Here is a 14,525-nt window from a genome sequence, read left to right as displayed (position 1 = left end):
TTTTTATCAAGGGCGGACGGGTAACTTCGGTTATAACTTGTTCTAAGCGGTGCAAAGCCTCTCTTTTTCATGTAAACTAGGACTAGTTTATTGCTTTCTAGACAGGAGGAAACATCATGCTTTTTCAAGCATCTGGAATTATAAAACGATATGGCATAGACAGCATTCTTGAAGGTGTCAGCCTGCAGATATTAGAACGTGAACGAATTGGACTTGTAGGGGTCAATGGTGCAGGAAAATCTACTCTACTCAAAATTTTGGCTGGTGAAATGTCCTATGACGGCGGTCAAATCTTCAAAGCCAAAGAAACAACCATCGGGTACCTCGCCCAAAACAGCGGACTAGAATCGGATGGAACCATCTGGGAAGAGATGCTGAAAGTTTTTGCTCACCTTACGGAAGCTGAAGCGGAACTTAGACTGATGGAACAGCGAATTGCTGATCCAAAAGAAATGAATGATGAGAAAAAATATGCCGATCTGCTGGAGCGTTACGCTGTACGTCAAGACTGGTTCAAAGATCATGGCGGATATGAGATTGAAACAAGAATTCGAAGTGTCCTTCACGGGATGGGATTCGGTGAATTTCCTGTAGATACGAAAATTTCTACGCTCAGCGGCGGACAAAAGACAAGACTTGCTCTTGCCCGAATTCTCCTTCAAGCTCCCGATGTGCTTATGCTGGATGAGCCGACGAACCATCTCGATATTGAAACACTGACTTGGCTAGAGGATTATCTTCGCGCTTATTCAGGCGCCATCCTAGTTGTCTCTCATGACCGTTATTTCCTTGACCGGCTTGTTACGGGTATTGTGGAAATTGAGCGGCATCGTTCCCGTAAGTATACGGGAAATTACAGCCGTTATATGGAGATCAAAGCAGCAGAATACGAAGCTCAGATGAAACAATATGAGAAGCAGCAAGATGAAATTTCCAAGATGGAAGAATTTATTCAGCGGAACATTGTACGTGCTTCCACTACCAAACGCGCTCAAAGCCGGCGCAAAGCACTGGATAAAATGGAAGTGATGGACCGCCCGCAAGGGGATCTGAAACGGGCCCATTTTTCTTTTGATATTGCTTATATGTCTGGAAAAGAAGTGCTGCATGTGCGGGATTTATCTGTCGCTTTTGATAAAGAAAGCCAGCCGCTCTTCGAACATGCCGATATGGATCTGCGCAGAGGAGAAACCGTTGCTCTCATTGGACCGAATGGAATCGGGAAATCCACACTGCTGAAATGCCTGACAGGACAGATGACCCCTCGCTCAGGAAAGATCGATTGGGGTACCAAGATTAAACTTGGATACTATGATCAGGAACAGACAAACCTCAATGATAAAAATACGGTACTCGAAGAATTGTGGAGTGAATATCCACATATGGAAGAAGCACGTATTCGTACGGTACTCGGTAACTTCCTCTTCAGTGGAGATGATGTGCAGAAGCGAATCAGTGCGCTGAGCGGCGGGGAAAAAGCCCGTGTATCATTAGCGAAGCTTATGCTGCAAGAATCCAATGTACTTATACTCGATGAGCCGACGAACCATTTGGACTTATTCAGCAAAGAGGTACTAGAATCCGCACTGATCGATTACGAGGGAACCCTGCTCTTCATTTCACATGACCGCTATTTCCTGAATAAAATGGCGGAACGCATTGTCGAACTGCACCCTGGCGGAACTAAGCATTTCCTAGGAAATTATGATGACTATGTGATGAAGAAACAGGAACTCGAAGAAATTGAGCAGGAACGCCAAGAACTGAAGGCGGCAACAACGAAACAGTCTTCGGCATCTTCTACCGCTGGGAAATCTGGAGCTGATCTTTTCCAAGCAGAGAAGCAGGCAAAGCGGGAAGAGCGGAACAGACAACGCAGGCTGGAAAGTCTTGAAGAACAAATTGCAGATATCGAGAGTAAGATTGAAGAAGAGCAAACGGAAATGGCGAAACCTGAGGTCTACCAAGATTACATGAAACTACAAGAAATTCAGCAGTCCATCGAAACTTGGAAGAACAAGCTCAGCGAAGTCTATGCAGAGTGGGAAGAGCTCGCGGAATAAAAAAATAAATCTTTAAATTGACATATTTACAGTATGAAGAAGTAATTAACAATTATATCCACAGAAAAAGTGGATAACAATTCCAATTTAACAGCCCATTGGGCTGTTTTTTTTGGCTTTATAAAGCCATTTTCACAGAAAACCCAATATTATCCACTATTCTATCCACATTATCCACAATTTACCTTACATATGCATGTTAAGGTTTTTTGTTATTTTCATTTATTTGCGAAAACGTAATATGTCTCATTTTTTTGGATTTATCCCCATTTCCTTCCGGATATGTGGATAACTTTGTTAACAACTTGACAGATTTACCTTTTTATAGTTAATGACGTTAATCTCATTATTGGTCTCCATACAAAAGAAAAGTCGATCATCTATAGAAGATGTCGACTTTTTGATCTTTATGCTCTTTATCATATTTTTTGTATTTTCATCTTACTATCTGATGGTCCTATACTCTTCTTAATCCCACACTCATTGCGTTTCATTTCTTACTCTACAGACCAATTCTCCAGTGATAAACCTGGTTCTGCTTGCATCTTCAGATCCGAAAACATGCCGCGTTCCCATTTCAGGTAGGCTGCTGCTCCAATCATCGCTGCATTGTCAGTACAATATTCCATTGGCGGAATGAGAAGTTTGATATTTTCTTTGGCACAGCGTTCCTCGAGCGCCTTACGCAGACCTTTATTGGCTGCAACCCCTCCGCTTAGCAGAAGCTGCTTCGAACCATAAGCCCGAACTGCACGAACGGCTTTCTCCACGAGCACTTCAACGACTGATTCCTGAAAACCACGCGCCACACTGCTGCGATCAAGAGTCTCGCCTTTCATCGACGCTTGATTAACAATGTTCAGCACAGCGGACTTTAGACCACTGAAGCTGAAATCATAAGAATCCGGTTCAAGCCATACCCGTGGAAGCGGTGTTACCGTCTTCGCCTCATGTGCCATCCGGTCCACATGCGGTCCCCCCGGATAAGGACAACCGAGTGCGCGTGCGACTTTATCATAAGCTTCACCTACTGCATCATCCCGCGTACGCCCAATCACTTCAAACTTTCCTTCCGAAGGGATATGAGTAAGCTCTGTGTGTCCGCCGGATACAACCAGCGCCATCGCTGGATATTCAATCTCTTCCACGAGACGATTTGCGTAGATATGTCCTGCAATATGATGGGTTCCGATCAGCGGCTTATCAAGAGCCATCGCGAGCGTCTTGGCAGCAACGATGCCTACAAGCAGTGCACCTACAAGACCTGGTCCCTGCGTAACCGCAATCGCGGATAGATTCTTTGGCTGGATACCCGATGCTTCAATCGCCTGCTCCATAATGAGTGTAATGACCTCAACGTGTTTACGGGAAGCAACTTCCGGTACAACTCCGCCAAAAGCTTTATGGGTTTCTATCTGACTTGCAATCAGGTTGACCAATACTTCACGACCATTCTTAATCACAGAAACGGACGTTTCATCACAGCTTGTCTCTACTGCGAGTATATAACTTGTATTTTGTAAGGACGATTGTGTCATGAATCTCTTAGACTTCCTTCCTCTGTTCCTTCCGTCCCCAGGTGCACGCTTGCGGGTAAGTCAGCCCACATAATCATTGCATCTTCATTATTATCAGAATAATATCCTTTGCGGAGTCCGGAAGGTCTGAATCCTTTTTTCTCATATAAACCTTGTGCTACCGTATTCGAGACTCTGACTTCGAGTGTCATTCGAGTCATTCCGAGATAAGCTGCTGTCTTCATCAGTTCCGTAAGCAGCTTCTCTCCAAGCTTCCTGCCACGGTAAGCTTCCAGTACGGCAATATTCGTAATATGGGCTTCATCAATAATCGTCCACATTCCTGCATATCCAATCGGTTTACCGTCTAGTTCCATAATCATATATTTCGCAAAATGGTTATGTGTAAGTTCATTCACGAACGCACTTTCCGTCCATGGCAATGTAAAACAATCCTGTTCAATGATAAGGACATCCGGTATATCTTGCATCGTCATCATCCGGAAAACGAGCTGTCCTTTTTCTTCGTTACCATCCATAGAGTTCTACGACTCCCTTCATTTACGCAGAAGATTTGCTTCCGCTTCGGCAAGCTGCGTGTAATTCGGCAGTAAGCTATGAATATCTTCCTGCTCCCCTTGAAGCAATTTCGCTGCTCCGAGCTTGCCAACATAACGCCCTTCCATCTCATAAGATCGAAGATGAATCGTAACTTCAGGCTGCATCGTCTGAAGTTTCTCAAGCGTCTGCCTATGCGGCTCTACATCTCCTACAAAGAGTATTCCATCCGGTCTATCCGAAGAATCCAGTTCACTTAGCAGCGATGCAATCGCATCTACCCAGCTATCAACCAGTCTGATCGCATCAGGCTCCATACGGTGAAGCTCTGAACTTACTCCTTCTCCTTCGAATAGAGCGGTGTAAGCTTGACCTCTACGCGCATCCATCAGCGGTACAACCCAGTAGCGGCTGTCAGACTCCTCTATTGATCCTTGAGGATTTTCCACTAAGTTCGTATCGTTCTCATAAGTATGAAGTCCGCCTAAAGCAAGTGCTGCAAGACTTGATACCGAAGCTACAGGTACACCCCAAGCCCAAGCTAATGTTTTGGCCGCCGTGACCGCGATGCGGACCCCAGTATAAGAACCGGGTCCAATACCGACAGCGATACCCGCTATATCTTCTTTGGTTATTTGATTATTCTCCATCAGATCCTTCAAAGCCTGCACTACATGCACGGCATGATTACGATCTGCTCTTGTATTACTTTCAGCTACTAGTGACTCTTCTGACATGACCGCTGCGGCAAGCACAGCTGTCGATGTATCAAGCGCCAAAAACCGCTGACGCGGCTGATGTTCTTCGTTCATCCCTTATCGACTCCACTTCTGCTTAATTCCTGACACCATGCAGCATAAGGTGCTCCGTACCCATCTAAACGAATCACTCGTTCTTCGACTCCCGTAACTTCCATCTGAATATGAAGATGAGCTTCGGGCAACAGTTCAGGGATAATGCTCGACCATTCTACCAGACTTACACCATCACCGTAGAAATATTCATCAAGACCGAGTCCTTCAGCCTCATCTAGAGAAATACGGTACACATCCATATGATATAGTGCAAGTCTTCCCATATATTCTTTAATCAGTGTAAACGTAGGGCTGTTCACAACCCCTTCTACACCGAGATGTTTTGCAAAGCTTTGAGAGAATGCCGTCTTTCCCGCACCCAAATCTCCATCAAGTGCAATGACGGTTCCAGGAGCCGCTAAATTCGCAAGGACAGCCGCCAATTTGTCTGTATCTTGTACACCTTTAGAGTGAAACACCCATTCCTGATGTTCTTGTACCAATGTGCCAACCTTCTTTCGGTCCATTATCCTTACGTAAGGATAACAAAATACTTCATCTCATTATATAGTTCCACACTATCACTCGCAAGGCGAAAACAAGTCAAAGAACCCGAAGGAACTTACCTCTCCCCCGAGTTCTCCTAATCTTCTGCTGTTCATGGCATACTCAATGGAATGATTAAAATCATCTCAAGTCATGTTACCTATTAGCCTTCTACAAGTCTCTCTACATTCACGGTATGCGTGTCCAGCGGATTGTTTCCAATTTGCACCGTTGCCATTTTATTATCGAGATCCACATGCTCGATCCATACCGGTTTTTCACCGTCTAATTTTACAGCATAATTTTCTTTGGCATCAAAGATTGCTTTTGCGCGAGCTGCTTCCATCCTATTCCTCCCCTTTCTTTTCGTTAATCTGAAATTCGCTTTCATCAAAAAGAGCATCATTTGTACTGTCCTGGGTATATCCGTTATCCCGTGTAACTTCGCCGCCGCCCAGTCCTTCATTCACCATTCGATCAACGTCAAATGCGGTATTCTCGAATGATTCCTCGACTTCATCTTCTGGGGCAGTAACAGCTTCCCAGTTGACTAAATCGACAGCTATCATGTCCGGTCCTCCAAAATTAGAGGAAAGATTCCAATTATCTTTTCCATCTCTTCCTTCAAGTGAATCCGAATCATCCCATGTCATCTTTTAGCATCCCCCTTTAGTAATGTTTTATGTACTATGCCCTCTAGAAAGGAAGAACATGCGTCAGAAATCAGGATAGATCCGGCTTTTCTTGACCATAATAGCAGTAAAACAGGTTTGATAAAGATTCAAGAAGAAGGAGGAGAAATCATGCATACCGTCTGGAAGGGAGCCATCAGCTTCGGACTTGTTCATGTCCCTGTCAAAATGTTCTCGGCTACCGAAGATAAAGATATCTCAATGCGTTACATTCACAATGTGTGCGGAAGTCCGCTTGCTTATATCCGTAAATGTCCTTCGTGTGATATTGAAGTGAAATGGGAGGAAATCACGAAAGGATATGAATATGAGAAAGGGAAGTTCGTCCTTTTTGAAAAAGAGGAGTTAGAGCAATTGTCAGATCAGGCTAATAAGAATATTGCCATTCTTGATTTTGTAAATTTAACCGACATTGACCCTATTTATTTTCAAAAAACATATTACCTGTCCCCCGATCAAGCGGGTGCTAACGCCTATCAGCTCTTGATGTCCGCAATGAGAGATACAGGCAAGATTGGTATTGCCAAAATCTCAATTCGCTCAAAAAGTAGCCTCGCTGCCATCCGTGTATTAGATGAATGTCTGGCGATCGAAACGATCTTTTATCCTGACGAAATCCGCCCCATCTCTCAGGTTCCGAATCTTCCGGAAAACATCCAAGTGAATGATAAAGAACTCACGATGGCTAAAATGCTGATCGATCAGTTGTCTACTCCATTTGAGCCTGAAAAATATACGGATGACTATCGCTTGCGCCTGCTTGATGCGATTCAGCATAAAGTAGCGGGAGAAGAATTCAAAGTAGCTCCTGCTAAGCCAGAGACGAATGTTGTTGATCTCATGGCCGCTCTTCAGGCAAGCATTGAAGCTACGCAGCCGATACCAACCGACCCAGGGAAACCGCCTGCCAAGAAACGGACGCGCAAAACGGCAGTTGCAGCTAAATCAGAAGAAGCGACTCCCGTCGTTACGCCAAAACCTAAGAAACGCAAAACTGCCAAAACGAAAGAATCAGGAGCATAACGAAAGAGTTAGGAGAAAAACAAACGAAACAGGAGTATAACAAACGTAGAATCTATCTATATAAATTCTTCTTGTTGACGTAAAGCGATTATCACTTTATACTTACTTACACAAAGTAACTAAGTATATTTATTTTAGTAATACAAAGTGAGCTTTACTTAACTAAGGGGGATTTATCATATGACTTATTCTATACATCCAAATACCGTGCTCGGTGAAGTAAAACTTCGTGTAAGTGACTTGGAACGGTCCATTCTTTTTTACGAAAAAGTAGTTGGGCTAACCGTGTTATCCCGCAGTGGAAAACATACAGCCAGCTTTACAGCAAAAGGCGGTTCTACACCGCTTCTTATTCTCGAAGAGATTCCGAATGCGAAAAGGGTTACACCAAGAAGCCATGCAGGACTATATCATTTTGCCATTCTTCTGCCTGATCGTACTTCTCTAGGCATTGCACTACGACATCTTGCCGAAGCTGGAATTGAGATTGGGCAAGGCGATCATACGGTCAGCGAAGCATTATACATCAATGACCCGGATGGACATGGAATTGAGATTTACGCCGATCGTCCAAGAAGCACGTGGAAGAAAGATGAGCATCACAACTACATTATGGGAACCGACCCTGTCGATGTAGAAGGCTTGCTGCAGCTTGCGGGAAATATACCATTTACAGGTCTGCCTGCAGGGACCATCATTGGACATGTGCATTTTCATATCTCTGATCTAGAAGTAGCACGCCATTTTTACAATCATCTGCTTGGTTTTGATATTGTGGTAGACGCTTCCCGCTATATGCATGCCCTTTTTGCATCCGCAGGCGGATACCATCACCACATCGGACTTAATGTGTGGGCAGGCAAAGGTGCACCGAAAGTTCCATCAGATGCTGTTGGCATTGATTATTTTACCATTATCTTTGAGAATCAGACCGTGTATGAAGAAGCTCTCACAAGACTTGAGCAGAACGGAGTCTCTGTCAGCCGCAAAGCGGAAGAAGCTAGAGTCATGGATCCCTTCGGTATCCAGATCCGCATCACTCACGCCTGATCTCTCTTACACATAAGGAGAAGCGATATATGAAGCTTACACCCGTCATTCCTTTTGAACCGGTTCGAACCGAACGATTCCCTTCAGGACATCCCTGGATTGCTCAGGTAAAATGGGACGGTGTTCGAATGCTTACTTATTATGATGGTGAGGAAGTACGGCTCGTGAACCGCAAGCGAAACGATCGAACAATACAATACCCGGAACTTGGTCAGGCGGATGTATATTCATCCGCTTCTTCTTTTATTTTGGATGGAGAACTCATCGCGTTTGCGGGCGGTAAACCTTCTTTTCATGAAATCATGCGGCGGGACAGCCTGCGAAGTGAACGAAGTATAAGGCAAGGATTACGAAGTGTACCTGTTACCTATATGGTGTTTGATCTTCTCTATCTGAATGGAGAATGGATCACTCATCTTCCGCTCTCTGAACGCCAGGAACGGCTAAACCAGATCATTAAACCTCAGCCTCTTGTACAGCTTGTGAAGAACTTCCCGGATGGAAATGCTCTCTTTGAAGCGACGAAAGCGCAGCAACTTGAAGGGGTTGTAGTTAAGGATTTGACGAGTACCTATGCGCTGGGCGGTAAAGATAATCGCTGGCAGAAGCGCAAGAAAAACGGTGATCTCTATGCGGTGATTGGCGGCGTTACGCTACGTGACAACATCGTAAACTCTCTGCTTGTCGGATTATACCGTGAGGATGGAGTGCTTTCCTACATTGGTCATGCGGGAACCGGAAGATTCACAGCTCAGGAGTGGCGGGATCTTACCGATCGCATTCAGCCCCTTCTCACCTGCGAAATGCCTTTTGATCATTTGCCTGGTCGATATCAAGAAGCACTCTGGATTCGTCCAGAGATCGTCGTTCGCATCACCTTTCTCGAATGGACACCTGGGGGGACGATGCGTCATCCAACTATCGAAAGCTTTGCTCCTCATATCCAGCCAAAGGACTGTACTTTATCACAGAAGGAGGAAGATTCGTAATGGCTAGAACGGTAAAAGGAAGTATTCAGATTCAAGGACAGACCCTGACCATTACGAATCCCGACAAACCGCTGTGGCCGGAGGCGGGTGTAACAAAGGCAATTTATTTACAGAAACTAGCCGAACTTTCGCCTTACCTTCTGACTTACTGCAGGGATCGCCTATTAACTACGATTCGTTATCCGCATGGGGTACATGGTGAATTCTTTTATCAGAAGAACGCTCCCGAGCCGCTGCCGCCCTTTGTTCAAACGGCGGTTCATGAGAAGATCAATTACGTTGTGCTAAGCGGCCTGCCCGAACTACTATGGCTTGGCAATCTGGCTGCACTGGAATTTCATCCGTCTCTTCATGCGGTAGGTAGCACTCTGCCATGTGAATGGATGATTGACCTTGACCCTACACTTCAAGAAGAACCAAGAATCATGGAAGCCGCGCATATTGTAGGCCAGGTCCTCTCTTCGCTCGGGGTTCAATCGGTTCCCAAAACATCCGGTGCAACCGGTGTTCAGATCATTGTGCCGATCAGGAAAGGGATTACGTTTGAACAGCTTCGAAGGCTCGGTCATTTTGTTGGCAGGTATGTATGTGAGAAACATCCGAAGCTGTTCACCCTAGAGCGCCTCAAAAAAGATCGCGGCGACAAAATTTATTTTGACTATTTACAGCATTATGGAGGAAAGACGCTTGCTGCTCCCTATACGCCGCGAGCTAGAAAACATGCAACGGTCTCTACCCCTCTCTTATGGGAGGAAGTAGCACGTGATGTATCACCTAAAGATTTCACGTTACTTAACATTGGAGCGCGCCTCGCCGAAAAAGGGGATTTGATTGCAGCTCTCCCGGCTCAGCCGCTAAATCCTCTCCTCGCTCATTTGGCAAGGACATGAGATCCTATGTAATATATTGGATTTGTTAAAACAAACAGCCCGGCCTTCCTATAAACTTAGGAACAGCCGGGCTGTGATGTGTGGAATCCATCTCATTTTCATGAATCTCATGAAATCATGAAATGGATTCGTATATTAATGAATTCCTTTTTTCTTAAAGCGTCCGCCTTTTACATCGTGAATGTTACCAATCGCAAGAAATGCGTGCGGGTCCCAATCTTCCACAATACTCTTCAGTTTGGCTTCTTCTAATCGGGTAATAACAACAAAAATTACTTTCTTCTCTTCTCCGCTAAAACCGCCCTCACCATCGAGGTATGTAACGCCGCGTCCCAATCTGTCGGTAAGTGCTTCACCGATATCTCGGAACTTGTCGCTGATGATCCATACCGATTTGGATTGATCCATACCTTCGATCGTGATGTCGATCATCTTCATCGCAATATAGTATGCAATGATGGAATACAGTGCATTCGGCCATCCGAATACAAATCCGGCCATAACGAAGATGAATAAGTTAATGAACAGAACAATCTGTCCAACGGAGAAGGGGGATTTTTCACTAAGGAGAATAGCAACAATCTCGGTACCGTCCAGCGATCCGCCAGAACGAATAACAAGACCTACACCAATTCCCAGGATTACACCGCCAAATACAGCCCCAAGCAGCGGCTCGTTCGGTGTAAGCGCACTGACATGATGCAGCATTTGTGTGCCGATCGACATCACTACGATCCCGAAGAAGGTACAAATCGCAAATGTCTTGCCGATCTGCTTATAGCCGATGAAGAGAAAAGGCAGGTTAAGTACGGTAAGCAGGACACCCAGCGGCATACCGGTTACTTTGGATAACATGATCGATATCCCCGTAATTCCCCCGTCAATAACGCCATTTGGAACCAGAAAAATTTCAAGACCTACTGCCATTAATGTAGCTCCCACAATGATTAAAAGTGCTCGTTGCAGAAGCTTGAGACTAAGCGGAGAACTGCTTGCCTTCGTCTGTTTACTTTGACTTGGCACCATTTCTTTGGTTGTCATCTCTGACATAGAACTCCCCCTTTTCTTATCACTTTTTCTATGCCATAAGACATACTCGATACCTTTATTATAACATATCAAAGTTACAAAAGTCACAAAAACGAAGCAAAACAGAGATAAACGATTAGAAAGTTGTTTTTCTTTTAGAAATTCGGTAAATACAATCAAAGCAGCGGAGATAGTAACCTACATACGACTTCAGCGCACTTGGAGGCCCGAGAACGCTGCTTGAATTCACTCAATTCAATTTGTTTACTATTCTGTAAATCATGTTCAAAATCGGCTGTCAGCTGATCTAACGCCCTGCGAGAATACATCACAGCTGTCAGTTCAAAGTTGCTGTAGAAACTGCGCATATCAAGGTTCGCTGACCCTACCGCTGCGAGTAATTGATCCACAATCACCACTTTGGCATGAACAAACCCTTTCTGATAACGGTAAAACGTAACCCCTGCTTCCATTAACTCTTCTAGATGAGACAGGGAGGCAAGCAGCACAATCTTGTAGTCCGCTCTCCCCGGGATAAGCACTCTTACATCGACCCCGCTTCGGGCTGCTGTTTTAATCGCCGTCATCAGCGCTACATCGGGAATAAAATAAGGGGTAGTAATATACACTTTTGAGTGCGCTGTTGCAATGGCATTAAAACACATCTCCTGGATGGGATGCCTAGTCTCATCAGGACCGCTCGCGATCACTTGTATTTGCTCCGTCCCCTTACAATGATGCTCAGGAAATAAAACGGGAACTAGAGAAGAACGTAAAGTCTGTCCGCTCACGAGCCTCCAATCTTTAATAAAAGCCATCTGCAAATAGTACACGGCATCACCGTGCATACGCATATGAGTGTCACGCCAGAATCCCAATTTGAGCGATTCGCCTTTGTACTCATCACCGATATTCATCCCGCCCGTATAACCAATCTTGCCATCAATCACTACGATTTTTCGATGATTTCGATAATTTATTTTCCTAAGTTTTAAGGCATGCAGCGGCGGTAAGAAGAAATGAACTTCTACCCCTGCATCCTTCATCCGCTGGATGAAAGGTTTCGACAGACTTTTGCTTCCGAACCCGTCACATATGATTCTCACCTGGACCCCTTCCAGCGATTTCTTGATCAGCAAGTCTTGAAATATCGTGCCCATAATATCATGCCGAATAATATAGAACTCGAGATGGATATGTTCCTTAGCCTCTTTGAGATCTTGATATAAAGCAGTAAACAAGGGATCTCCTTCCGCATAATAATCCGTATGATTGCAACTTGTGATTGTACTATTAGGAATTTCCGATAATAGATTGTACAGCCGCAGATTATGTGCAAAATCTTCGTTCTTCATGCCTTCTATGGAAGTAACTCTGCTTACTTTTCCAGAAATCTGTGAGTGCATCTCATTCCATACCATTCGCTCTTCGCTTGTCATAGACACACTCTTGCCATAAGGCCTTCCTGCAATCCGATACAACCATATACCAATCAGAGGCAGACAGAACGATATAAAGATCCACACAGCAGCTTTCTCTGGCCGTTTATACTCCAGCAATAACAGCAGCATCGTCTGAAACAAGTACAGCAGGATAAGAAAAAGGATAACCGTCCCTATCATCGCTAAGCCCCTCCTCTGATCTGAGTAAACCGACTGAATACAGTCATCTATACAGTTTGACAATCTTTAGTGTATTTCATGCACTCATCTGTATAGAATTCTGTTTTCGGCCGCCTGTGATCGGTTTCGGATCACAATAAAATGTTTCAATAATATATATACAAGTCTATACATATCGTATTGGAGCGTTATTTTTCTTAAGAACACTGATTTGGCTTTATGTCAAGTTGGTCATAAGAGGAAAGATGCGATATAATATTCGTTAAACTTTTATATATTTTAAAATCATGAAGGAGAAGAGATGTGAAATGGACGAAGGTAGTAGGTACGCGTTAAATTTAGTAATGGTGGCAGTGCTCATAGGATTCTCTGCTTTTTTTGTAGCCATTGAGTTTGCCATAGTACGTGTAAGAACAAGTCGGCTCGATCAATTAATTGCGGAGGGCAATAAGAAAGCAGCCGCAGTAAGGCAAGTGGTTGCCAATCTGGATGGTTATCTGTCTGCTTGTCAGCTGGGGATTACCATCACTTCACTGGGACTCGGATGGCTCGGTGAACCAACGATTGAGAAAATTCTGCATCCGCTGCTTGTAGAAAGCTGGGGAATCCCCGAATCCGTAGGATCGGTGATATCTTTCGTACTTGCTTTCATGCTGATTACTTACTTACATGTTGTTGTAGGGGAACTGGCCCCTAAGACCGTCTCGATTCGTAAAGCCGAAACCGTGGCGATGTGGACTGCGGGACCCATTATCTGGTTTAACAAAGTGATGTACCCATTTATTTTCATCTTAAATAGCTCTGCTAACCAGCTAGTTAAATTGTTTGGTGTAAAACCGGCTTCGGAACAAGAAGAAGCTCACTCAGAAGAGGAACTGCAAATCATCATTAATGAGAGTTTCGAAAGCGGCATGATCAACCAAAGTGAATTTGGATATGTAAGCCGAATCTTTGCTTTTGATGAGATGTTGGCCAAAGAAATTATGGTTCCACGTACAGATATGGTATGTCTCTATGCCAGTAAATCGGTCGAAGAGAACCTCGCTATTATTAAAGAAGAACAGTATACTCGTTTCCCTGTCGTGAATGAGAACAAAGATGATATTATCGGAATTATTCATACCAAACAGTTCTTCTTGGACTACTACGGCAACGATTCAAATACGATTGATATCCAAAGTTTGATTCACCCAATTCCGGCAGTACATGAGACTACACCGGTCAAAGACCTGCTGAAAAAAATGCAGCAAGAAGGCAATCATATTGTCATCTTGGTCGATGAATACGGCGGTACATCAGGCATGGTTACGATTGAAGACGTCCTGGAACAAATTGTCGGTGAAATAAGGGATGAATTTGACTCCGATGAGGTAGAAGAAATTCAAATCATGGATGATAACCATATCCTTTTTGACGGAAAAGTCGCTCTCTCAAAAGTAAACGATCTTTTCTCTGCTGCTCTGGATACCGATGAATGGGATACAATCGGTGGATGGCTGTACAGTCATCAGCCCGAAATGGAAGTACAAGAAGAATTTGAATTTGACGGCCTTACATTTACTCTGATTGAAAAAGAGAAGAATCGCTTCCTCAAAGTAGCGATTACAACGAAGGTTCCTATCGCAAGTACTCTGAATGAAGAAACTGTTATGGCTGAGTAATTCTTTTGTTATATAGAATAAGGCCCGCTTCCTCTGTTGTGAGGATGCGGGCCTTATTTTGCTTTATTTTCAAAATACAATACATGTGGTT

General features: G+C 44.2%; 14 protein-coding genes. 6 read left to right on the top strand and 8 right to left on the bottom strand.

From position 1 onward, the window contains the following. The first annotated feature begins 116 nt into the window (after positions 1-116). Positions 117-2,063 carry an ABC-F family ATP-binding cassette domain-containing protein gene (locus QPK24_RS05220; protein WP_285746756.1) on the top strand — a complete coding sequence of 649 codons (1,947 nt, stop codon included), beginning with the start codon at positions 117-119 and terminating at the stop codon, positions 2,061-2,063. A 497-nt stretch (positions 2,064-2,560) separates the two neighbouring features. Here the strand turns inward: QPK24_RS05220 and tsaD are convergent, their stop codons facing one another. From tsaD to QPK24_RS05190, 6 genes are all read right to left on the bottom strand, one after another. Continuing rightward, positions 2,561-3,601: a tRNA (adenosine(37)-N6)-threonylcarbamoyltransferase complex transferase subunit TsaD gene (tsaD, locus tag QPK24_RS05215; RefSeq protein ID WP_285746754.1), complete on the bottom strand. Its 1,041-nt coding sequence runs from the start codon at positions 3,599-3,601 to the stop codon at positions 2,561-2,563. Then, on the bottom strand, positions 3,598-4,119 hold the full coding sequence (gene rimI / locus QPK24_RS05210) for a ribosomal protein S18-alanine N-acetyltransferase (RefSeq protein ID WP_285746752.1): 522 nt from the start codon (positions 4,117-4,119) through the stop codon (positions 3,598-3,600). The genes tsaD and rimI overlap by 4 nt, the downstream gene beginning before the upstream one ends. Before the next feature lie 18 nt (positions 4,120-4,137). Continuing rightward, positions 4,138-4,950 (bottom strand): tRNA (adenosine(37)-N6)-threonylcarbamoyltransferase complex dimerization subunit type 1 TsaB, encoded by an 813-nt coding sequence (gene tsaB / locus QPK24_RS05205; protein WP_285746750.1) that lies wholly within the window; start codon positions 4,948-4,950, stop codon positions 4,138-4,140. After that, on the bottom strand, positions 4,947-5,435 hold the full coding sequence (gene tsaE / locus QPK24_RS05200; protein WP_407082951.1) for a tRNA (adenosine(37)-N6)-threonylcarbamoyltransferase complex ATPase subunit type 1 TsaE: 489 nt from the start codon (positions 5,433-5,435) through the stop codon (positions 4,947-4,949). Before tsaE ends, tsaB begins: the two co-directional genes overlap by 4 nt. Positions 5,436-5,641: 206 nt before the next feature. Then, positions 5,642-5,824 carry an H-type small acid-soluble spore protein gene (locus QPK24_RS05195; protein ID WP_285746748.1) on the bottom strand — a complete coding sequence of 61 codons (183 nt, stop codon included), beginning with the start codon at positions 5,822-5,824 and terminating at the stop codon, positions 5,642-5,644. Between the two features lies 1 nt (position 5,825). Continuing rightward, positions 5,826-6,131, bottom strand: coding sequence for a hypothetical protein (locus tag QPK24_RS05190; RefSeq protein WP_285746745.1), 306 nt, complete (start codon positions 6,129-6,131; stop codon positions 5,826-5,828). A 150-nt stretch (positions 6,132-6,281) separates the two neighbouring features. Between QPK24_RS05190 and ku the strand changes: the two genes are divergently transcribed. From ku to ligD, 4 genes are all read left to right on the top strand, one after another. Next, complete coding sequence (gene ku / locus QPK24_RS05185; RefSeq protein ID WP_285746743.1) at positions 6,282-7,193, top strand: non-homologous end joining protein Ku; 912 nt, start codon at positions 6,282-6,284, stop codon at positions 7,191-7,193. Between the two features lie 180 nt (positions 7,194-7,373). After that, positions 7,374-8,243 carry a VOC family protein gene (locus QPK24_RS05180; RefSeq protein ID WP_285746741.1) on the top strand — a complete coding sequence of 290 codons (870 nt, stop codon included), beginning with the start codon at positions 7,374-7,376 and terminating at the stop codon, positions 8,241-8,243. A 29-nt stretch (positions 8,244-8,272) separates the two neighbouring features. Further along, on the top strand, positions 8,273-9,232 hold the full coding sequence (locus QPK24_RS05175; protein WP_285746739.1) for an ATP-dependent DNA ligase: 960 nt from the start codon (positions 8,273-8,275) through the stop codon (positions 9,230-9,232). After that, positions 9,232-10,122 carry a non-homologous end-joining DNA ligase gene (gene ligD / locus QPK24_RS05170; RefSeq protein WP_285746737.1) on the top strand — a complete coding sequence of 297 codons (891 nt, stop codon included), beginning with the start codon at positions 9,232-9,234 and terminating at the stop codon, positions 10,120-10,122. Before QPK24_RS05175 ends, ligD begins: the two co-directional genes overlap by 1 nt. A 135-nt stretch (positions 10,123-10,257) precedes the next feature. Here ligD and QPK24_RS05165 read toward each other — a convergent pair whose 3' ends face one another. After that, a complete protein-coding gene (locus QPK24_RS05165) occupies positions 10,258-11,148 on the bottom strand; it encodes a YitT family protein (RefSeq protein WP_285749098.1) in 891 nt (296 codons plus the stop codon). Positions 11,149-11,327: 179 nt separating this feature from the next. Continuing rightward, entirely contained in the window at positions 11,328-12,773 is a 1,446-nt protein-coding gene (cls, locus tag QPK24_RS05160) for a cardiolipin synthase (RefSeq protein ID WP_285746735.1), read from the bottom strand. Between the two features lie 308 nt (positions 12,774-13,081). On the opposite strand from cls, the gene QPK24_RS05155 reads away from it, so the two are divergent. Continuing rightward, positions 13,082-14,434 carry a hemolysin family protein gene (locus QPK24_RS05155; RefSeq protein ID WP_285746733.1) on the top strand — a complete coding sequence of 451 codons (1,353 nt, stop codon included), beginning with the start codon at positions 13,082-13,084 and terminating at the stop codon, positions 14,432-14,434. Positions 14,435-14,525 lie beyond the last annotated feature (91 nt).

Origin of the sequence: Paenibacillus polygoni (genome assembly GCF_030263935.1) — a bacterium.
GTDB classification, from domain to species: domain Bacteria; phylum Bacillota; class Bacilli; order Paenibacillales; family Paenibacillaceae; genus Paenibacillus; species Paenibacillus polygoni.
Note: the sequence above shows the minus strand (reverse complement) of the source record. Positions and strands in the feature narration are given on the sequence as shown.